The organism is Acinetobacter legionensis, assembly GCF_057165765.1.
The window spans coordinates 3136447-3158127 of record NZ_CM169896.1; the positions used below are offsets into that span (position 1 = coordinate 3136447).

Annotated in this window: 15 protein-coding genes and 1 CRISPR repeat array; of the genes, 1 reads left to right on the top strand and 14 read right to left on the bottom strand. The window is 35.3% G+C overall.

The window, feature by feature from the left end:
- Positions 1 to 110: 110 nt before the first annotated feature.
- The 9 genes from AC2G3J_RS14340 to AC2G3J_RS14380 all read right to left on the bottom strand — a co-directional run bounded on the left by AC2G3J_RS14340 (position 111) and on the right by AC2G3J_RS14380 (position 15497).
- The gene (locus AC2G3J_RS14340) at positions 111 to 839 is read right to left on the bottom strand and encodes a fimbrial biogenesis chaperone (RefSeq protein WP_336952650.1); all 729 of its coding nucleotides are present in this window, start codon (positions 837 to 839) and stop codon (positions 111 to 113) included.
- Between the two features lie 77 nt (positions 840 to 916).
- Positions 917 to 1450 carry a fimbrial protein gene (locus tag AC2G3J_RS14345; protein ID WP_336952651.1) on the bottom strand — a complete coding sequence of 178 codons (534 nt, stop codon included), beginning with the start codon at positions 1448 to 1450 and terminating at the stop codon, positions 917 to 919.
- Between the two features lie 712 nt (positions 1451 to 2162).
- Positions 2163 to 4411: a CRISPR direct-repeat array (repeat unit 28 nt; unit sequence TTTCTAAGCTGCCTACTCGGCAGTGAAC).
- A 131-nt stretch (positions 4412 to 4542) separates the two neighbouring features.
- On the bottom strand, positions 4543 to 5154 hold the full coding sequence (gene cas6f, locus AC2G3J_RS14350; protein ID WP_483770171.1) for a type I-F CRISPR-associated endoribonuclease Cas6/Csy4: 612 nt from the start codon (positions 5152 to 5154) through the stop codon (positions 4543 to 4545).
- Positions 5155 to 5156: 2 nt separating this feature from the next.
- Positions 5157 to 6170: a type I-F CRISPR-associated protein Csy3 gene (csy3, locus tag AC2G3J_RS14355; protein WP_483770172.1), complete on the bottom strand. Its 1014-nt coding sequence runs from the start codon at positions 6168 to 6170 to the stop codon at positions 5157 to 5159.
- A gap of 26 nt (positions 6171 to 6196) precedes the next feature.
- Positions 6197 to 7081 (bottom strand): type I-F CRISPR-associated protein Csy2, encoded by an 885-nt coding sequence (gene csy2, locus AC2G3J_RS14360; protein ID WP_483770173.1) that lies wholly within the window; start codon positions 7079 to 7081, stop codon positions 6197 to 6199.
- A complete protein-coding gene (gene csy1, locus AC2G3J_RS14365; protein WP_483770174.1) occupies positions 7081 to 8331 on the bottom strand; it encodes a type I-F CRISPR-associated protein Csy1 in 1251 nt (416 codons plus the stop codon). Before csy1 ends, csy2 begins: the two co-directional genes overlap by 1 nt.
- 14 nt (positions 8332 to 8345) lie before the next feature.
- Positions 8346 to 11735 (bottom strand): type I-F CRISPR-associated helicase Cas3f, encoded by a 3390-nt coding sequence (gene cas3f, locus AC2G3J_RS14370; protein ID WP_483770175.1) that lies wholly within the window; start codon positions 11733 to 11735, stop codon positions 8346 to 8348.
- The gene (gene cas1f, locus AC2G3J_RS14375) at positions 11732 to 12697 is read right to left on the bottom strand and encodes a type I-F CRISPR-associated endonuclease Cas1f (RefSeq protein WP_483771082.1); all 966 of its coding nucleotides are present in this window, start codon (positions 12695 to 12697) and stop codon (positions 11732 to 11734) included. Before cas1f ends, cas3f begins: the two co-directional genes overlap by 4 nt.
- A gap of 1966 nt (positions 12698 to 14663) precedes the next feature.
- Positions 14664 to 15497, bottom strand: coding sequence for a helix-turn-helix domain-containing protein (locus AC2G3J_RS14380; RefSeq protein WP_419360922.1), 834 nt, complete (start codon positions 15495 to 15497; stop codon positions 14664 to 14666).
- A 150-nt stretch (positions 15498 to 15647) separates the two neighbouring features.
- Between AC2G3J_RS14380 and AC2G3J_RS14385 the strand changes: the two genes are divergently transcribed.
- On the top strand, positions 15648 to 16211 hold the full coding sequence (locus AC2G3J_RS14385; RefSeq protein WP_483770176.1) for a GNAT family N-acetyltransferase: 564 nt from the start codon (positions 15648 to 15650) through the stop codon (positions 16209 to 16211).
- Between the two features lie 158 nt (positions 16212 to 16369).
- Here AC2G3J_RS14385 and AC2G3J_RS14390 read toward each other — a convergent pair whose 3' ends face one another.
- From AC2G3J_RS14390 to AC2G3J_RS14410, 5 genes are all read right to left on the bottom strand, one after another.
- On the bottom strand, positions 16370 to 16726 hold the full coding sequence (locus AC2G3J_RS14390; protein ID WP_336952653.1) for a DUF1304 domain-containing protein: 357 nt from the start codon (positions 16724 to 16726) through the stop codon (positions 16370 to 16372).
- A 65-nt stretch (positions 16727 to 16791) separates the two neighbouring features.
- Positions 16792 to 17769 (bottom strand): zinc-binding dehydrogenase, encoded by a 978-nt coding sequence (locus AC2G3J_RS14395; protein ID WP_336952654.1) that lies wholly within the window; start codon positions 17767 to 17769, stop codon positions 16792 to 16794.
- Between the two features lie 9 nt (positions 17770 to 17778).
- Positions 17779 to 18381: a TetR/AcrR family transcriptional regulator gene (locus AC2G3J_RS14400; RefSeq protein WP_262085351.1), complete on the bottom strand. Its 603-nt coding sequence runs from the start codon at positions 18379 to 18381 to the stop codon at positions 17779 to 17781.
- A gap of 153 nt (positions 18382 to 18534) precedes the next feature.
- On the bottom strand, positions 18535 to 20739 hold the full coding sequence (locus AC2G3J_RS14405; protein WP_483770177.1) for a TonB-dependent siderophore receptor: 2205 nt from the start codon (positions 20737 to 20739) through the stop codon (positions 18535 to 18537).
- 281 nt (positions 20740 to 21020) lie between these two features.
- Positions 21021 to 21635 carry a MarC family protein gene (locus AC2G3J_RS14410; RefSeq protein WP_336952657.1) on the bottom strand — a complete coding sequence of 205 codons (615 nt, stop codon included), beginning with the start codon at positions 21633 to 21635 and terminating at the stop codon, positions 21021 to 21023.
- Between the last annotated feature and the right edge of the window lie 46 nt (positions 21636 to 21681).

The window sequence follows — 21681 nt, forward strand, 5'->3', positions numbered from 1 at the left end:
AATAGGGTTTTTTACTCGCTTAATATCAGATAAATGGAATGATTAAATCATCACTGCGAAGGTGCTTTAAATTTCTCGTGTTCAAGAAACTTAAAGACTTGTGCAATCTATTAAAATTTAATATTTCGCTCTATACGACCACCATAATCATTGATTGTGGTAAAGGTCATCTTAGAGACATTAGAATTTTTTAAATTCACAGTTCCATCAGAAAATGGTTTCAACATTAAGCCTTGTGAAATCAAATCAACGCGTTTGCCTGATTGATCCTGCATAATAGAGGTCAAGGTAATATGAAATGGTGTTGGGTTTTTTACAGTTAACTGAGTACCGTTATTGCTCCACTGTAATTTTTCAGGTGCCAAAGCGACATCTTCTTTAATTCCAGTTGGGCGATAAAAAAACTTAATACGTGATCGAATGGCAAGTTGTAAAAAGTTGTCTGGTATAACATTCTGATCTTTCGCAGAAGGTTTTGGCGGAATATCAAGAATATTTAACCAAAAAAGTGTTTCTTGAGTTTTACTTAACTCATTTGTATTAGGCAAACTGGTAATCCGTAAAGACTGCCCTTTTTTAGCTTCTACACGCGATATAGGCGGTGTAATCATAAAAGGCGCTTTTGATTGATCTGGAGTCGATTTCGCATCTCCCTCATCAATCCATGCTTGAACCAATGCAGGATTATTTCCGTTATTACTTACTTGTAAAGTAATTTCACGTGCATCAGATGGATAAATCACACGTGTACCATGAATGATGATTTCAGCATTTGCTGCACCAAACGGAATTAAAAATGCGAGTAAACCTTTTTTAAGAAAGGAATGATTCAAGAACATAACGATTATCTCTATCTAAAACAAAGTAAAAGAGCTAGTTTGCCAGGCAATCTAGCTCCGTACCATTCAATAAAAAATTATTGATAGATAATAGTGTATTGAACAGAAGTAGTTACTTTACCAGCAGCAGATGCATCAGTTGCATAATATTCAGCATAGTAATTTAGGTCTGCTGCACCTTTGTCAGCAACATCTACCCACTGAGAGTTAGCTTGTGCACCAGAAGCACCAGCAGCAAGTACAGGGATGAATTGGTTATTTGAACCTAACAATTGAACTTGTACGTTTTTTGCACCAGTTGCATCTGTGTTGTTTAAACGACCTGTACCAAAGTCAACTGTTGAACCTGGTTCAAAATAAGTTGCAACTTTACCTTCAGAGCAGTTCGCCAAGTTGATCGTGAATGGCGTACGACCTGCGATATCACCAGTTTTAGCAAGAGTTTGCTTAGATACTGTTGGAAGAGTAACAGTGAAATCTTTACCTTGTGGAGTCACGATGTCACAAGTTTTGTCAGTCACTAAACCGTTAATTGTGATTGTGCCATCTGCTGCAAAAGCACTAGAAATTCCTAAAATTGAAACTGATGCTGCTAAAAAAATGTTTTTCATACCAAATATCCTATACAAACAAAAAATGATTAGTGTTGGTCGATGGCTATTATGCACACTGGGACAAAAATGTAAACAAAGTCACACTTTTCATAATAAATAGATACAAGCGTATATAAATTTGTATTTTTTGAGATAAATTATTTAACCATATATTTCAATATGTTAAATAATCATTAAATTGATATTTCAGTTTTATTTAAAGAATTTTTTTTTGTAAATTTTTCATGAAAAAGTTAAATTCACGTTATTTCAGCCTCAATTTAGAGCTGTTATCAATCTAGTAAAGCATCTTTTTAAGTTAATTTTGCTCGTAGAGTTTGATCAAAATTAAGCATGCTTATTTAAAAAATTTAGAATGACTGCAACCATGCAACGACTCTACCCTCCCCCTGACTTATCCTAAGAATCAAGCACAGACATGTTTTAAGCACTATTTTTATTATTCGTGTTTCATTGCCATTGGATATTTTCAGTGAGCAATACTTGCTAAGAGAGAAGATTAATATTTGTATTTAGGAACAGGTTTATGGAGGAAATGTTCTTAGGATATCCATGTGCTCTTCAATTTTTTAATGTTAAAAATCATGTAAATATTTTTTCTAATAAAAGTGTGAATTAGTTAACATATTAAAATATGTTGTGTTGGCTTCTTTTAAGCTGCCTGTATGGCAGTAGACTAGCACGACTGTGGTGGTAGAATCCGTCTACATTTCTAAGCTGCCTACTCGGCAGTGAACATATTCAGATTTCTTTACGGTGAGAGAGTGTCTTTCTAAGCTGCCTACTCGGCAGTGAACTGTTGAGTGTACAGCTGCCCCACAACTTGAGGATTTCTAAGCTGCCTACTCGGCAGTGAACATACCTACACTCACATTTGTGTTGATTGTGTGTTTCTAAGCTGCCTACTCGGCAGTGAACAATATGAGAATTACATTACTTGGGGTAATGATTTTCTAAGCTGCCTACTCGGCAGTGAACAGATACATCCGCGTGTAGCGACCATTGAGTGCTTTCTAAGCTGCCTACTCGGCAGTGAACAATGGTGAATCAACAGTAGAGGCTTTTGCTTGTTTCTAAGCTGCCTACTCGGCAGTGAACACAGTAAAAACATTGTAAAGATTTCTTGTAAATTTCTAAGCTGCCTACTCGGCAGTGAACTTTACCCTTGCAAAGCTCTACCACTTGATCATTTTCTAAGCTGCCTACTCGGCAGTGAACCGTCAGTAGGCGGTGTTACGTTGTCAGGATATTTTCTAAGCTGCCTACTCGGCAGTGAACTCGACTGGGGCAATATGATGGATGGTATGGGCTTTCTAAGCTGCCTACTCGGCAGTGAACGATTTTAACACTAATCCTGAGTTGCTTATGTCTTTCTAAGCTGCCTACTCGGCAGTGAACAGCATAGAAAATAAGAATGTATTGTATTTCATTTTCTAAGCTGCCTACTCGGCAGTGAACGTCATCTAAGTCATCTTGACTTAATTCATCACTTTCTAAGCTGCCTACTCGGCAGTGAACGAATCTGTTCGATCGGCATCATGCCCGGCATTTTTCTAAGCTGCCTACTCGGCAGTGAACTTAAGTTGCGAGGAAGCCAAAACAACTACATTTTTCTAAGCTGCCTACTCGGCAGTGAACGTTTAGGCCCGTCGAACCTGTTGATGTAATTTTTTCTAAGCTGCCTACTCGGCAGTGAACTTATAACAGTACCTCAAGCAATTAAACTTCTTTTTCTAAGCTGCCTACTCGGCAGTGAACCTGATCCAATCAACGGTCAACTTGATCTTGCTTTTCTAAGCTGCCTACTCGGCAGTGAACAAAGAGCCTATAGGAAGCATGCTTCTTGCGAATTTCTAAGCTGCCTACTCGGCAGTGAACGTACAATTAATCATGGGCAAGTTCAAGTCGATTTTCTAAGCTGCCTACTCGGCAGTGAACGAGGAGGTTTTTTAAATGAATATTATATCTAATTTCTAAGCTGCCTACTCGGCAGTGAACAGTTTTTAGAAAGCAAAAAATTAACTGTATTATTTCTAAGCTGCCTACTCGGCAGTGAACTGTTGTTCATACTTAAAACCACAACGATCTAATTTCTAAGCTGCCTACTCGGCAGTGAACTGTGTTGGTAACAAAGCAACATATGTCTTCATTTTCTAAGCTGCCTACTCGGCAGTGAACAAAGGTGAAAAGCGTATACACACGGTTAATGTTTTCTAAGCTGCCTACTCGGCAGTGAACGATAATTAGTACAGAAATTAACGTTGTCTGTTTTTCTAAGCTGCCTACTCGGCAGTGAACATGTAATTGATTTGGTGTAGATCGTTCCTGCTTTTCTAAGCTGCCTACTCGGCAGTGAACGACACAATAGAATTTTAAATCTTTCCGTTGTGTTTCTAAGCTGCCTACTCGGCAGTGAACACTTTTTTAATTCCATATTCTGACCATTTATATTTCTAAGCTGCCTACTCGGCAGTGAACCAGAATATGGTGCAACCGGTTTTGGACTATATTTTCTAAGCTGCCTACTCGGCAGTGAACTAGAACCGCATTTACAAGCTAAAGTCACCAATTTTCTAAGCTGCCTACTCGGCAGTGAACTGATGCTTTTTTGAGCAGTTTTGTTTTGTGTTTTTCTAAGCTGCCTACTCGGCAGTGAACCGTATTCATCACAAGGAACAGAGTGCAATACATTTCTAAGCTGCCTACTCGGCAGTGAACAAGGAACATTAAAAAATGTTCTATCCGGTGCATTTCTAAGCTGCCTACTCGGCAGTGAACTTTTTGTTCTCTGGACATATTTGTCTGTTGGATTTCTAAGCTGCCTACTCGGCAGTGAACTGTCAAATTGTTGCGTGTGATGTTGTTGCAATTTTCTAAGCTGCCTACTCGGCAGTGAACGCTTTAAACCGATGAATTCATATTCTTGTTCTTTTCTAAGCTGCCTACTCGGCAGTGAACTATAATTTTAAAACAAAAAATAAAGTTATAACAGTGAGTTAAGACTAAAAACCTATAAAAGACCAAAGTTTCAACCCACAATCATAACTTATTGATTTTATTAAACTGTTAAAGAGTGAAAAAATATTGGGTTAAAACTCAGGTACTGTAGACATAGAACTTAATCCATATGTACTAAAAACCTGAGTTTCAGATTTTTCAGTGATTTGCTTTTCTATAAATAGCTTAAAACGCTTTTTATCTTGTTCATCCGATGTACTTAAACTTAGCATCTGTACATAAGGCAAATCAGTTGTTGTCACTACTTGAAGATAACGGCTCAATGCTTCTTCAAAGCTGATATCTCCTCTTTTCACTCGATGGCGAGCCAAACGTTCAGCGTTGGTTTTAACTTGTTTACGTTTATAAATTGCGTAACTCATTACTTTTTCAGGAACAGGCCGCACACCTGTGATATGCACATAATCAGGAAACCGATCTAACCATTTTCTTATATTCAACGTTTCCAGTGCTGCTTCTGATTGGGCAAATATGCGTATTTTTTTACCAATACCAATACGAGATTTCTTGCCTTCTATCTTCTCGTAAACATATTGAGGAAAAGATACACCAAAACGGATCTTTTGCTGCTCATCCGACTGTTCAGTAAAAGCGATATGCAGCTGAGTATAGATTTTTGACCAAAGAAAATATGGCGAAATCTCAGCCTGATCAATCAGTGTGATTTCTTGATAACATTTCATTATTAGTCCTTAGCACTTTGACCAAATACACCACCACGAACTAAAACAGCCATAACATAATGTTCTTGCTCTGTATTTTCTAAAGACTCACCTAAAGCGTATTTATCGAACAAGGTAAAAAAGTCTTTTTTGTCTTTTGGTGTACGGTAAGCTTTTCCAAGATTGGTTACGGCTCCATATGGTTCAATTGCAATTGCCGTTTTTTTCTCATCAAATTCAGGGTACCACGTATCAATAGTACGTAATGCATTCCCTATTTTTTGAGAATGCATTGCTGCCACATCATTAACCTGATAAAGAATTTTACTTTTGTCTCCCTTACCTTTATCTAGTACTAACTCTTCACTTGGATAAACTTCCTGAGCTTTACCCACCAGTGCATAAGCATCAACTTTAATCAATAAATAAGCTGTTTCACCTTTTAATGCCTTTGCAATCTGATCTGCTAAAACTTGTACTTTTTCATCCGCTTGATCAAAATCATTTAATGGGTATGCTAAGGCATTAAATGTAATCGCAGGTTGATCATTAATCGTTACAACAACTTCAACTTTTTCAGCGCCTACACGGTTACGCCATAAAAAACGCGCATTTGCTATATTTAATGCATAACGTTTAGCGAGCTCGTTAAAGCCATACTGCTCAATATAATTTTTAGCAGCAAATTGATATGAATTTAAAAAACTTTCGTTATTACAAGCAGATGGATTTTCAACACCACCTAAAACTTTAAGTGTGAATGAAACTTTTAGAGTATCTTGATTTTCACCTAAAGCACATGCATCTACTTTTTGTAAATTTGCCTTTTCAACTTCTGCATTTAATTTTAATGGATCACTTGCTACAGCGGGTTTTAAGCGATTTGAAATTGTCCCTCGCACTGATTTTTCGATTAGTTTTAATGCTGTTTGTTCAGTGCGTTTCTCCCAACTCGTACCATAGAGATAACCATCAGATGGGACAAGTTTCTTTTCAAATGCGAGCACACTTGCAACCGCTTTTTCATTTTTAGCCATGAGTTTTTCCTCTTTTTGATATCAAATTAGTTTGTTGTGATGTTTTGGCAAAGATATAAATTGTTTTCTAAGTCAACATGATATTGCCATAACAATTGATCAATATGTTCTATACGATAAGGCATTACAAATTCGCCTAATGTAAGAACACTTTCAGCAAAACGATGTGGTGTACTGGCATTACGTTGATTTTTCGCCAGCCCCAAATTAGAAATCCCCTGAAAGCCTACGGTAATTGGAACCAACCACCCCTGTACTTTTCGTTTTGATGCCCATATCACTTTATCGTCATCATCAATCTCAGAACTGTGTGTGACTTTTAAATAATCTAAAATAGCATCCAAAGCATTTTTACCTTCATTCATACTTTCGATCACTAAATCTCGACGCTCAATCAGCACATGTCCAAGCATCAATTTATTTAAAATTGGCTTTAATTCCCGATCCTGATGTTCATCTTCATCAAATTGCAGTATTTGGCAGTTTTTAACATCTAAAACATCTCCACTAGCAAACTTCATACTACAAATAAGCTTATAAACATCCTCTAAAAATTGTTCTTTTTCATCTGGATCTATATTTTGACATTCAATTAAAAGAGACACCTCCAAATGACAACGTGCTTCTTCAATAAAAGCTGGTCTACTACCATCTTTATCTAAAGGATTCGCTGTAGCCACGATCGAATGAACAAAATCTCCTCGCCCTTTATAGGTTTGCAAATTAAAGTCATGACAACTCACTGCCAATTTGTTTAAAGAAATGTCATAGTTTTTACTTTTTAACTTACGCTGCAAGGCATGAACTGCGCCCAGCCAAGCCGTCATCGCTGGAAATCCAATGGTATAAGGACTACTCATTGCATTGGCATTGTGAAGCTTTAAATGAGGAATCAATAAAAAATGACGCATTAAAAATACTCCTTTGCTTGTTGCAATGATTTTTCAACCCGTAGTTTTACATCAAGCAACTCAGCAGTTCCCAAGGTATAGGCATCACTAATCAGTTTTTCATAGCTTCGTACTATCCAGCGCGCAATTTCTCGGCTTAACTCATCACGCCAATCAGTATCATCTGCCCTCTCTGCGCTATAAATGCTATCCAACCACATACGCTGAAGTTTAGGTAGGTTTAAGTAATAAGTCTGATTTGACCAGCCTTCAACTGAATATTCTCTAGTTCTATGTGCTTGTAATAATATTTGATCAACAACAAACTGAATAATATTTCGTATAGCAGTGCGAATATCAATATTATTTAGATCCAACTGCATAAATTTATGCAATTGAACAAAACTTTCCTGATAGTTCTTTCGATATAAACATTGTGCAAAAAAATCTGTTTTCGGTAGTCGAATTGCTCTTTTTTCAAGCACTGGCGGACAACTAGATAATAAATAAGCTCGCCCTGCATTTTGACTATTTAAAACACTGACATTTTGAGGTTGTGTGCCGCCATAAGCAGTTACTGTAAGCTCATAAATATCCGCATATCCCTCAGCATGATGCTCATTTTTCTTCCGAAGTTCCTTGGCTTGTTTGGTGGTTTCTGAAAAACGTATTTCATCTATTGTTTGTTTTAATCGAGTCACCAGTCCTGATGGGGTTAAAATCGATAATAAATGGTATTCACCCTGACCAATGGGGAAATAAACCTGTTTCACTAAGTGATCAGTTTTTACTGATGTGTCTGTTGCTTTTATTTTTAAAAATGCCGTACTGAATGACTCAAAATTTAAGTCATCATCCACAAGCAACTTTTTTAAATCTTCATCTTGTTGTTCAAAACCTTCTAATACCGTAAGTTTTTCTGTCAGCGGTAAAGATAAAAATTTAAATACGTCCATTGCAGCCGCATTGCCAAATACATCGAATGAATAGTTCACATTTCCGCTGCGTAAATAACCATCATTTTGCTGTTTCGCTTGAGCAATAACACTTGAGGTTTTTGCGCTTGGATGACTAAATTTACTTGGATGACTGACCATAAAAAGCTGCGCAACACGTTTTGCTGCGTCAGGTAACCACACTTTCAAACTAAATTTATCATCTGCTTGACGTTGTAATTCTGCAATTACATTTTCACTTTCTGCTTTTTTTAAACGGTCTTTCAACCAAAGATCTTTTCGTTCATTTAAAAAATGATGAATATGTTCTGTCATGCTTCCCTCTTTAATTATTGATCTAAAACAATAAGTCCAAACTGTTCTGAATATATAAGTTGCTTATCTTCGTCATATTCGGGCAGCATAATCTCCCCATAACGCTCTGATAATCTTTCTATCTTTTCCTCAATATCTTCATTTTCAGGAAATTTATCAAGTGCTAAACGACGTAAGATGTCGTGATAATCTCGATTCAACCATAATCGTTGTTGTTCTAATTCACTCAATTTAGAATAGTCAATCTCGTGAATCTTGTATAAACCACTTCGATCAATATACCTCCCAAAATCATCTTTTTCACAAAATATAAGCCTGTGATTTTTCCAGATTGCGAAAAGCTGAATATTAGCTGAACTTTGCCTAAACGGATTAAATTGCTGAGGCAAAGCTGTTAAAAACCATTTTTGTGTTAACCAAGCATTGAGTGGTTTTGAGCCGACTTTGTTATATGAAGTTAAGGCATCTGCCATTACAGCATGCTCTAAATCTGCCAATTTTTTTATGGATTGAAGTGGCTGATTTGCTTTGATTCTTGGAATGGCATTAATTTGTTGTAAATGTTCAGGATCAATCAATTCTGATAAATTTTTTGTTTCTAATATAAAGTTTCCTTTAGCAGAATTAACTTCAAAACCAGGTTTCTCAAAGGCAACTTTAGCTCGGTGCAAGCCTTTTAAGTTATATTGCAATAAGGCAATGTTTGGTTTTTGAATGTCTACATCTCGTTTGCGATGTCGTAAAACTCGTCCAGACAATTGGATAATCGAGCGATAAGAAGAGGGTTCAACAATTGCCCAATCAAAGTCATGATCTCGTCCCACCTCTTCCACAGGTGTGGCAACCAAGATAAAAATGACATTTTCATCAGTCGTCGAATCTAAATGTTGACGAATCACCTCATCTGAAAATGCAGCTGCTTGTTCCCCTGCTTTTTCTTTACGTTTTAAAATATGATCTAAATGTTGTTCTTGTTTACTGCGTAACAATAAAACTTGACGGCTATGGTATGCCATCACACGAGGTGTAATACCTTGTGACCATTCGGTCTTAAGTAAAGATCGAGTTAAAGCAACGCATGGGGAAATATTGGCAACTCGTATGACACCGAAAGAAACTTTTTTCCCAGTTTTAACATCTATACTGTGATGGTCATAGTGTAAATGTTCAACATTCTGTTGAATCCGTTTAAAATATTCAGCTTGTAAACTTTGATCTATACGCTGGATTTCTTTTTCTGCAACAATATCTGAGCAATCAACAAGATAAGCTTTGTGCTTAATTATTTGTTTACTTAAACCAGCTGCACGAAGTTCTACAAACTGATCATGTGCATTTTTATATTGTTGTATTGCCTCTTTTTGCTGAGCCAAATCAATTGTTTGAATTTGTGTTTTAAACTCATCAACCCACATCGTAACAATATCTACATTCTTTAATTTCTTAAATGCGCAATATAAGGCCCAACCTTGCTGATATGTATTAAAAAAACCTTCAGCCAAAGCAGGTGGAATCGTTGCTGAAGAAATCATCACTTTTCGACCTAACATTCCAGCTAAATGTATAAGCCGAGCTATTGCAATTAAGTCTTGACCATTAAAATCATCGACTTCATCAATCACCAAATCGGAAGATGAAAGCCTTAAACTTGGTAAAATATATTTTCCACCACGTTTGGTTTCTGTAGAAGCCATAATATGGTCAATTGTACAGACTAAAACAGGCTTATATAAAAAGGCTTTATTTCGTTCCTCTTGGTGTTGTGGAAATAATGCATTCATAAAGTCTGCTTGTGGCATAGATTCATAATTCAATTCATTGTCTAATAACGCTTCTAATGATTCTGAACCTATTTCTTCAACAGTATGAAACTCATCTTGATGATGTTCTTTTTTATTTTGATGATGCAGTTCCTGAATAGCTTTTGAACCAATTAAAACCGCAAGCTCATCATGACTTAAACCAATATCTTGGCGGTAAGAATCACCTGTTTGTAAGGTTAATGTCCGGAGCCCTAAAGCTAGAATATAGCGTAATGATTGAGCATCTTTAGATAAGGCTTGCATAATTTTGGAATTGGCAATGGTTTTACCTTTACCAGTACTCGCCATGTTGACAATAAACCAGCCTTGATTTACAGCACTTTCATTTTTTTGAATAAATTGTTGAATGCCCTTTACTGCTTGGTCTTGCCATTCAAAACCTTGAGGGCTCTTCTTTTTTAATTTTTGAATATCATAAGCTGGCTCCATCTCATCTGCCAAACGACTTAGTGATTGTGCAACTCTCATTGCATTATCAGTGACCCGAACAAGATGCTCATCTAAAAACTGTTTGGCTTGTTTGGTTTTCGGATCAGTATTTGCTCTCAACGATAAATTGGTTTTCCAATTTATATCGGCATTACAAGAGGAATAATAGTGATCACCCAACATGAGACACAATCTGGCATGATGTAAAATGACCCGCCAACTACCATCTGCAAAAACTTGGTCTGTGGCATCAGATGCTTGTAATAGACGTGCTGACCATTTTTTGATTTGCTTTGTCCATTCAGTAGACTGACTTAATAACCCTTGATCAAACTCAAAACAAAGTTTTAATCGCTGTTTATAGTCATCTTCATCAAATTTATTTTGATAACCCCAATCTGCTTTAATGCTTTTAAATAAACTTGTAACCGTTTCTTTATTAACTTCAGCATACTCTTTGCGTCGTTGTTCTTCTTTTAACGCAGGTAAACGGTGATGCGATACAATCAACCATGCAACCAATTGTGCTAAAGGCGGAAGTTGGTCCAAAACTTTAGATTGATCTGAGTTTTTGCTAATTGTTTGCTTGAGAAGTTCTTCATCCCAACTTTGTTGTATCAATAATTTTAGCCATGCTTCATCTGACTCAATATTGCCAGATGAATGCACTAAAGCATTTAGCAATAAACATGAAATCCACTCATGCCGTAAAGGATCACCTTTAAACTGATTATTTTTTTCCAATAATTTTTTTTGAAATAAAACCGTTGCCTTCCCCCAATCATGTAATAAGGCAGACACAGCCACTAGTGCTTTAATTAAAGGCAAATAATGCCAGTCATTTTCCCATTTATTTTGAGCAAGGCTTGTCTTGGTCGTGTTTACAGGAACAATTCCCTGTCCATTAAACTTATTTCTATTCCCAACAATCCACAATAACTCACTTCGACGTCGCCCCCGAATCCAATGGCAAGACACCGCTGTATTTTTAGTCACTGTTTTTCTAAGCAACTTTTTAACTGCAATTAAACCATCTTCGGTAATCACCGTTTGCCAAGTGTTATCACCAATTCGGTCAGCAAATGCATCCAATACACGACGCGTTGGAGAAAGTGCTTTCTTTTCGCATTGGGAAATAAAGGTTACGATCATAATGCTTCATCCTTTTCATCATGATTTTTGCAAGCTTGCAACTTCACCTGATCAAACATCCAATCAAGACATTTATGCTGTGTAAATTTCTGTAACAGCAATGCTCTAAAGTCTTGCTCCTTTAACCCGTCTTTGGCACAAATAAATGCCCACGGCAACACCACCGCATCCTTAATTAAATCAGCTATATCAAAAACCAAAGCACCACGCCGAGTTTTACCATGCATAACTGCAAATGAATGACTGACACCTAAGACCCAAAGTGTAGTTGCAGCCAAACCATAGGCTAAATAATTACCATGATTGAGGAAATCATTGGCTAAATCACCATATTCAGCATTTCGTTCAAATTTGAGTTTACAACGTGTTGCCGCGATTTTATAAAGCTGCTTGGTGGTCTGCGCTTCTGCCAGAAGTAAATCGCCAACTTTGGTCATATTGGGAATCTTCTTTTCAAAACCACTTAAAGCCTGTTGAATATCCTGATCATCTAAATAGAATCCTTCTGCTTGTAAGTCCCGATCTTTTGCCCAAACTTTACGAATATATTCAACCCTCGCAACTTGAAATTGTTTGGCCACATCTAAACGCTTCTTTTCATCAAACCAAAAGCTCATCCAGCCTTGCATATATTCAGTTGGACGATATTCACTTTGTGGTGTTAACCACTCCACTTCACTGCCTGAAAATAAAGGTGTACCTCCACCGCCACAAAAACCGACCAAAACACCTGCGCTACAGAGCATCCGCATTGCAGCCTGAGTAATCGACGTTCCAGTTCCCAACAAAATCACAGTTGTATTGGCAATCGGAATATTCCAGTACTGGTTTTCATTTTTTGTTTCGGTTAAATATAAAACACGGCCATCTTTTTGCATCACCCGTGCATGTTCTAAATAATATAGGTTGGCTCTTTTCGAATGAAGAATTGCTTTTAAATCTGATGGGTTAAGTTGTTCCATATTATTAGTAGTCATAAAGTTTTTATAAGACCAATTTAGTTGAAACATTCTAAATTTCCAATCTTTTTTAATTTTAAACGACACTTTACGTCGCCTTATAAATACAATAAAAATTGTTCATGTTCCTATAAATCTAGCTCAGCTATTCAGAGTAATACTAAATGTTAATTTTAATATCTCATCCAAACATGCATATTGACATTTTAAGACGATTTTACCTTTAATGACATCACCTCCATACAGTGTTAATATATAAGTATTTTAAAATTAAGCGGTTTTAGCATTCGATATTTAAAGATTAGCTCAATACCTATCTCATAAAATTCTTGAATATTTTTTCTATTATACTAATAACTTTAAAATCCAATTAATCTAGAACTTAAAAAAGGTTTTCACAACATAAAGCTCCCATTTAAAATAATTAAAAATATTGCATCTCCTATAATATTTCAGAAATTACTAGGAATAATTCTAAATAATAAAAATCAAAACACCTATAAAAATATTTTCAAGACTCAACTAAAAATCATTACTAAAATTTAAATTAAAAAACTAAAAAAAAATTAAAAATCAAGATAATAAAGAATTTTCATAAATAGACTCTATTTTATTTAACTATAAGTCTTATAGTTACTTAAATACCAGCCAAAAAAATCATTAAATTTCATGAAGAAAATTTGTGAAAACATAGCACTTAGCATGCAAATAAAAAACTTACAACTGATAACTGATAACTGATAACTGATAAAGATATAAACTCCATTAATTTAAAATTTAATAATTTACTCCTAATAACATCACATAAAATTATTCATTTTTTGTACTTAAAATAAATTTTATTCCTCAAGCCTCAGCAAGATAAGCGAACCTAATTTAGTAAAATAATTATAGAGAAAATTATTTTCCACTACATCCAAATAAAAATGAATTTCTCTACTTACCTCTTTATAAATCCATATAAGATCATGCTGACAATCTTTAGTACAATTCTGCATGAAATCACTCAACTCATAATCAATTTATTTTCTCAAAATTCGTATAAAATTTTTACGTGATATATGGTTATTTACTGTATAAAAAATGAGAGTTTCCCCCATCACTTTATGAAAAATTTTTCGTAGACTATCATCATATACATCAATTTTAATTAGTAGAGTTCTTTATAAATCGTAGGTTGATGAAAAATTTCCCTTTCCAAATTAGTGTGTATTATTTATCATCAACTTTATAACATTTCAAAGTTAAGCATTTAATTAAGTACGCAATAAATACAAAGTAAATACATAATTTCTATAAAATAATACCTTTAAACCAAGCTATTGATAGTTTTTTAATCACCATTTATCTCGTTGCATAAAAAATATTTTACTCCATAAAAAAGACAAACTTTTAATTAAATAAAAAAGCATCTTATGTATCTATATTATAGATAACACATAATAAAAAACAAAAAAATAGATTAAATTTATATTTTATTATAATTTAATCAAAAAATTTAAAAAAATAATAAATAAAAAGCATGATAATTATTTTAAAAATATTAAATTAAAAAATTATCCATAAAATTTTAACCCCCAAAGCTATTAATTAAAAACTCAAACCGACCATAAAAATTAATTTAAAATAAAAAGAGAGACAACGGTATTTATCAAAGAAGATGAAATTTATTTTAAAAATATTTATTGAGATTATTCTTGATTATTATTTAAATTACATACAATTAAAATCCAAAACAAACTCAATCCAATCTAAAGAAAATAATAAAAATAATAGATAAGTTGAATTCTCATTTTTCAAAATAAACAATTAACCTTAAATACAAAAATTAAATACCTTTAGATATTTTACATATACGTTTTCCTTCTAATTGTACATCGCTTAAAATGAAGAACAGCCATTTTGATTAAAGATGTCCGCTCTTTAATTAAGTACAAAGTTTAAAAGTATTTTGTTAAATATTTTTTTCTTAGGTTTCTTTACGGTATTGACGTAAAGTACGTCCAGTATGCTTTTTAAAAAAACGACACATGTAGGAAGTATCATTAAAATGCATTTGGTCAGCAATCGCTTGAATAGAGAGAGAACTCATTTTAAGTCGCTCTTTAAGCTTAAGAATCACCTGCCGATCTATGAGTGTTTTAGGACTATCATTAAAAAACTGCTGACATAATTGCGATAGGTAATAAGGACTAATATTTAAGGCTTGCGCATAGAACATAACCTCTCTTTCAACTTGACTGTGTATTGCGATCATTTCCCAAAAGTTCCAACATAGTTTTTCTTTTCTTGTGTACTCGTTCTTAGATAAAGTCTTTTTGTGATTTATGAGTTCAGATAGCGCCAGAAAGAAATTTTGCAAGTGATTGCATAATAATATTCGCTGATGCTGTTGTGTAGAATTTATAATAAAATCAGTTTGAGATATCCACATTTTGATTAAACTTGCCTGTTCGGCATTGGGAGAAAAATGCGGCATTTGATTAAGATATGCAAATAAAGCGTTTGGTAAAAGCGAGGCAACTTCAGCAGCAAAATCGCGATTAAATATACAATAATTGCAAGAAAAATCAGCAGATTGATTTTTTATAAGGGTTAATGAATCTTCTGCAAGAACCAGAATATCTCCTGCTTGCAGATGGTAATTTTGAAACTGAATGCTCAGATCTGCATGACCTTCTTTGACAAAAATAAGTGAACAATACGCTAACAATAAAGGTTGATTTAACGAATCACTTAGATTACTTGTCCTCCATAGATAATCTTTTACATTTTGATGAAGAAAATTTAGATCACTTTGCATTTTGAATAAAATTTATTAAATATCTGCCTAATTATAATGATTTTGTTTTGAAAAGTACCGAAATTGCCAAAGTTTGGGAATAGTAATAAGCGCCTAAAATACCTATAGTTCCTTTTGAAATTTGATGAATTTTATAAGCGACTTTAAAATATGATTTTGACAACTGAACGGTTAATTTTACGACCTTGGCAAGAAAGTGATGCAGAAAGTTTATATGAATATGCAAAAGATGAACGCGTTGGGCCAATTGCGGGCTGGCCGGTACATGAAAGTCAGGCACAAAGTTTAGAGTATATTCAGACAGTTTTTGCACATGATGAAGTCTATGCGCTTGCAAAAAAGCATGACAATCGAGCCATTGGTATGGTTGGTCTACTGATTGGGCAAGACAGTAATTTCGATATTGCAGATAATGAAGCAGAAGTGGCTTACTGGATTGGTGTTCCCTTTTGGGGAAATGGTTTTATACCTGAGGCTGTTCAGGCAGTCATGCAACATGCCTATGAAGATTTGCAATTACAAGCTCTATGGTGTGGTTACTTTGCAGATAATGAACAGTCACATAAAGCACAAGCAAAATGTGGCTTTAAGCATCATCATACTGAAACAGATAAATATAATCAGTTTCTAGCAGATTACCGTACAGAGCATATCAGCTATTTATCGCGTGAAGATTGGATCAAATTGCCTACGCATTACAAAGCAGGCGAATAGATGGATTAGAGTCAATTGAAGTTCGCCAACATCAGAGATATTAATAAATAAATTAACATCATTATCCAAGCTTAACTTTATTGTTCTCTCTGATGTTGCTGTTTAATCAAATTATTTTTGAATAAATTTAAAGTAAGGGGCTAGGTTAGCCCCTTACTTTAGTAATTCAAATTCACGACAATTAATGCCAAAGCTGCAGGAATCGCTTGTATATAAATAATTTTCTTACTTGCAGTCATACCGCCATAAATCCCAGCAACCAACACACAGCCTAAAAAGAAATTCGCCAGTGATAATGCATAAATTGCAGGTGCACATAAAGACCAAAATAAACCAGCAGCTAAAAACCCATTATATAAACCTTGATTTTGTGCCATGACTTTGGTGAGCTGTGCTTTTTCAGGCGTATTCCCAAATGCTTTTAAACCGTATTGTTTGTCCCATAAGAACATCTCTAAAACTAAAATATACACATGTAACAGTGCAATTAAGGCAATTAAAATTTGTCCAATCATCGTTTTTTCCTTATTTTTAAAATTGGTCATAGATCAGTCTTACAACTGATCTACCTCAAATATATTTATGGTTTTAATAATACTTTGCCTTGGCGTGCACCTTGAGTGGCTTTGGCTGCCGCATTTTGAATCTGATCAAAACTAAAGATGCCTTCAACAGGCAACACCAATTTTTTCTGAGCAGCTAAAGTCAACAATTCTACAATTAACTCTTTTTTGCGTTCAGCAGACAATTGCTTATTGACCACACTCGCCCAGAAGCCTTTTACTGTGGCTTGTTTGAAAATAAGATCACCTGATGAAATTTGCATCAGTTCACCCGTCATACTGCCAAATGAAACCAATACACTATTTTCACTGAGTAAAGCCAACATTTCACCACTGGCTTTACCGCCAATTGAATCTACCCCAGCAATTAAAGGTTGATCTGCGTGTATCGCTTTTACTTGATCTTTCCAATCCGCTTGATCAGTCGCCACTACATTTTGAATACCTAAACCATTCATTTCTGCAACTGCATCACTACGGCGAACTAAATGAATGACTTTTTGACCGCGAGCGTGCGCAATCATCGCAACAGTTTTACCCACAGCGCCATTGGCTGTGTTTTGGATAAGCCACTGATCTTGTTTTAAATCAATAAAATCTAACAACATCAGTGCACTAATCGGCATACCAATCAATTGTGCAGCGGTTTCATCATCTATTGCATCAATTAAAGGAACCACACTATGGGCAGGTGCAATAAAGTATTCTGCCCAACTGCCATGGACCGCAGCCACTGCAACACGTTGCCCAACAGATACAGCATCGACACCCTCACCAACAGCATCAATCACACCAACGGCTTCACTCCCCCCAATCGCAGGAAGTGTTGGCTTATAGCCATAACTGCCTCTCACCGTCCAAACATCATGGTTATGCATCGGAGATAAAATCATTTTAATACGAACTTCGCCTGCTTTAGGCTCTGGCTTTGGCATTTCTGCTGATGCTAATACGTCGACAGGTTCGCCAAAAATATGATGAATAATACTTTTCATTTGTTGTTCCTATATAGGTTTTAGTAATTGCTGTGTGGTTTCTAAAGCCAGATAAAGTGGCTGTTTGTTCTGTGCAAGTTTCGCCAATAAAGCTGCGCCTAACCAGAGTTGATACATGGTTTGTGCCATTTTCTCAGGCTCAATATGTTGTGGAATTGAGCCATCCTGTTGTCCGTCACTAAGTAAATTTGCAATGCGTTCTGTCAGCTTGGTTACACCAAAATTTAAAATCTGACGCATATCTTCCGATAAATCTGAAACCTCAGCTGCAAGTTTTACAATTAGGCAATTCTCAGCCCAACCACCATCGTTATGGCATGGATCATCAATCCATGCTTGCCAAAGTGCAACTAAACGCGCATAAGCACTCCGCTCTTCTTGTAGAATTAATTGATCGATTTTCACTTTATAATCAGCAAGGTATTGCTGTAAAAGCGCACAACCAAATGCTTCTTTGGAAGAAAAGTAATAATAGAACGAGCCTTTGGGTACACCGCAAGTCGTTAAAATTTCCTGTAAGCCGACGCCGACAAAACCTTTATGTAATACCAACTTAAAACTAGTATTTAAGATATGTTGTCGAGTCGCTTCACTTTTATCTGATCGTTTCATATACACACTATAAATTAATAATAGACCAGTCGTCTATAAATTTATAAAAAATTTAATTAAGAAAATTTGTTGAGGTTTTGAGTGTATTTTAAGGTGTCAATTGGATTGTTATTTTAGTGAATGGCTGAAAATATCAGCCATCCTTCGATTGATTTAAAACTTTGCGCGTAAGGTGAGCGTTGCATTTCGAGGATTACCAAAACGAATAGTTCCATCACTATAAATTTGTGAATAATATTCTTTGTCAAAAATATTATTGATATTCAATGCAATATTCACTTTATCACTTAATGGATAACTCGCCACCAAGTTAGCAATCGTATATCCAGGCTGACGATAAGGATGTTCGCTATAACGACCCACTTTCCAAGTACTTTGATAATTTGCACCGCCGCCTAGGATTAAATTATTTGCAAACTTATAGGTCGCAAATAAACGTGCAATATGTTCAGGCGTATCCTCATTAAAAACCAAACCTTGATTTGTAGGGTCGTTTGTATATTCCGTAGTATTGTATGTATAGCCGAAACTTAAATTAAGATTGGGGATAATTTCACCACGAATCTCAGTTTCAATCCCTTTACTGATCACCTCACCCGATGCAACATTACAATAAGCCTCACCACCATTAAACGGACACTGACCTTTCGAACTTTCATCTCGTATTGACCGATTTATTTGATTGGTTTTAAATCCAGCAACTGATGCAATTAAACGATCATCCCAAAGACCTGCTTTCAAACCAATTTCATAAACATTACCTTGTACTGGATCAAGTAATGTCTCATAACGATCTTTAGCATTTTGAACAACAAAAGTATCGGTATAACTCGCATATGCAGTCAATGCATCATTGATATCGTAAGTAAGTCCAAAGTAGGGTGTTAAAATATTAGATTTCTTATATTCGTTTACACTTTCATAATTGCTTTGGCGCACACCTGCAATAACTTTGAGAGGATCAATAATATTTAAGCGAGTGGTGAGATAGAATCCTGTCTGACGTACCTGATCAACACTGGTATTTTGATAACGTGGCGCGATATAAGGTAATTGATAAGGACTGTAATTTTTGATATTGACGTACAAATAGTCACGCGTCGGTGTTTCCCCCCCACCAACCAAACTATAATCTTCTAGAACTTGGTCCCAACTTGTCCATGCCCCTGTAATATTACTTTTGCTGTGATTTGCGCCAAATACTAGGTCATGCTCACGGCCAAATAATCGATATGTACCTTTTGCAAAAAAATCATAAATATCTAATTTTTGCTCATAGTTATATCCGTACTTATAAACAGTTGCCAAAGCATTATCTGCACTTGTCGTAGTTGAAGATAATCCCAGTGATGTAAATGCCATATCCATGACATATCTTGCCTTCAAATAGCTGGCTTTTACTTCCCACCCATTATCAAATTTATGGCTAATATCTAAGAAGCCTTGTGTATTGGTTTTATCCCAAAAATCTCTGTAATCACAACCACAGTTAGAATTATCGATGCCTATTTTAGTACCATTAAAATAGTTAGGAATTGTATTGACGGGAACTGCATGTTCACCTTGACGTGAATATCCAATATTCAATAGCGTATTTTCAGTTAAATCACTGCTCACGATTCCATATAAAACATTAGAATCACGAGTAACAGATTTCATAAATGAATCACCATCTTGACCTGCCACCACTAGACGACCACGCACGCTCCCAGATTGATTCAATGGACCAGAAACATCCATTTCTCCACGTACTGTGTTCCATGAGCCATAACTTACAGCACCACTTGCTTGAAAAGTTTCTGTTGGTTTTTTACGAATAAGATTAATTGCACCAGACGGTTCTCCTGAACCTTGCATTAACCCTGCTGCCCCTCGTAATACTTCAATACTTTCAATGGTTGCCATATCTGGTTTAGATGAGGTGACATTACTTGCATTTACAGCAACCCCATCATATTGCAATATATTTGAATTCCAACCATCTCCAACATTAAACCCTCGAACTGAAAAGTTGGTTCTCTCCGTATTATCCCCTGTTAGCAAAATCCCTGTTGTATTTAATAATGCATCACCCAAATTTGTCGCACCCATATCTTCGATTTGTTTGCGTGTAATCACTGAAACAGATTGTGGGGTTTCTTTTATACTCAAATCGAGTTTAGTAGATGTACTGGCATTCTTTTTAGTGTAGTTATTTTCTGTATTATTTTCTGCTGTGACAACGATCATGGGTAAAGCATTTGTTTGTTCTGTTGTTGCTTCCGTCGCAGCATAACTTGTCCCAATCCAACAACTATAAAGTGCAAGATAAATAGCACTTTTAGCAAAGATCCGATTTTGAGAAATCCATCTACCCATGAAATAAAAACTCTTAATCTAAATAAAAATCATTATCGTTATATTTCACATAAAAACAACATATATCTCTATATTCCTCCATTATTTTCTACTTAAAATTCGTTTTGTTAGACAAAGATATAAAATGGACAGCCTCTCAATCTGAAAGGCTAAGAAGATTTCTAGATGATAGTCCTGAATAAACTTTGATATAATGTTGAGGTGGATCTCCCACCTCAGCGTAAATCATGTTTCAGCTTTTATTTAATAATTATCTTAAAAATCAAAAATATAAATAATTATTAATACTTTTCAAGTAAACCAATAATCCCTGTCGCGATCATATCAATCGCAATAGTCCCAATTAACAAGGCAGATAAACGTCCAACAATATCAAAATAGCGATCAATATATTTCGCATGGCTATAACGTAAGTGGTCATGCCCATACTTCATGATCATTAAAATGCCACAGCTAATAAATAAGGTAAAAGCAATCAACACCGCGGATTCGAGTAAAGACATACTCGCTCCTGTCACCACAGCTGCACTAATTGTGCCTGGACCAATCATAAATGGCATAGCCATGGTACTGGCCAAATGTGCAGGCGTTCCTCTCATTTCTCCGATAGTATCTGCACCTTGAAATACAAAACGATAGCCAATCACCAAGAAAATTAACCCACCAAAAATCTGAAATGATTCAAAACGAACATTTAAATAAGTACTAAAAATTGCTTCGCCACCCCATGCAAAAAGCATAAAAACCACATAAGCAATCAAAGCACCTTGTGCTAAACCTTTATTAAATACTTTAGTTTCAGTGTGTCTGATCATCCCGATCATATAAATACTCATCAAAAAAGGATTGAGTAAGGAGAAAAACAAAACAAAAGGATGAATATAATTTGAAAACATAATGGCTTTCCATAAAACAAAAGCAGGAAATAAGTGACTTGCTAAA

Bases quoted from the DNA above. Each gene is read 5' to 3' on its own strand.
- AC2G3J_RS14340 (WP_336952650.1), bottom strand. From the start codon at position 839: ATGTTCTTGAATCATTCCTTTCTTAAAAAAGGTTTACTCGCATTTTTA.
- AC2G3J_RS14345 (WP_336952651.1), bottom strand. From the start codon at position 1,450: ATGAAAAACATTTTTTTAGCAGCATCAGTTTCAATTTTAGGAATTTCT.
- cas6f (WP_483770171.1), bottom strand. From the start codon at position 5,154: ATGAAATGTTATCAAGAAATCACACTGATTGATCAGGCTGAGATTTCG.
- csy3 (WP_483770172.1), bottom strand. From the start codon at position 6,170: ATGGCTAAAAATGAAAAAGCGGTTGCAAGTGTGCTCGCATTTGAAAAG.
- csy2 (WP_483770173.1), bottom strand. From the start codon at position 7,081: ATGCGTCATTTTTTATTGATTCCTCATTTAAAGCTTCACAATGCCAAT.
- csy1 (WP_483770174.1), bottom strand. From the start codon at position 8,331: ATGACAGAACATATTCATCATTTTTTAAATGAACGAAAAGATCTTTGG.
- cas3f (WP_483770175.1), bottom strand. From the start codon at position 11,735: ATGATCGTAACCTTTATTTCCCAATGCGAAAAGAAAGCACTTTCTCCA.
- cas1f (WP_483771082.1), bottom strand. From the start codon at position 12,697: ATGGAACAACTTAACCCATCAGATTTAAAAGCAATTCTTCATTCGAAA.
- AC2G3J_RS14380 (WP_419360922.1), bottom strand. From the start codon at position 15,497: ATGCAAAGTGATCTAAATTTTCTTCATCAAAATGTAAAAGATTATCTA.
- AC2G3J_RS14385 (WP_483770176.1), top strand. From the start codon at position 15,648: ATGATTTTGACAACTGAACGGTTAATTTTACGACCTTGGCAAGAAAGT.
- AC2G3J_RS14390 (WP_336952653.1), bottom strand. From the start codon at position 16,726: ATGATTGGACAAATTTTAATTGCCTTAATTGCACTGTTACATGTGTAT.
- AC2G3J_RS14395 (WP_336952654.1), bottom strand. From the start codon at position 17,769: ATGAAAAGTATTATTCATCATATTTTTGGCGAACCTGTCGACGTATTA.
- AC2G3J_RS14400 (WP_262085351.1), bottom strand. From the start codon at position 18,381: ATGAAACGATCAGATAAAAGTGAAGCGACTCGACAACATATCTTAAAT.
- AC2G3J_RS14405 (WP_483770177.1), bottom strand. From the start codon at position 20,739: ATGGGTAGATGGATTTCTCAAAATCGGATCTTTGCTAAAAGTGCTATT.
- AC2G3J_RS14410 (WP_336952657.1), bottom strand. From the start codon at position 21,635: ATGTTTTCAAATTATATTCATCCTTTTGTTTTGTTTTTCTCCTTACTC.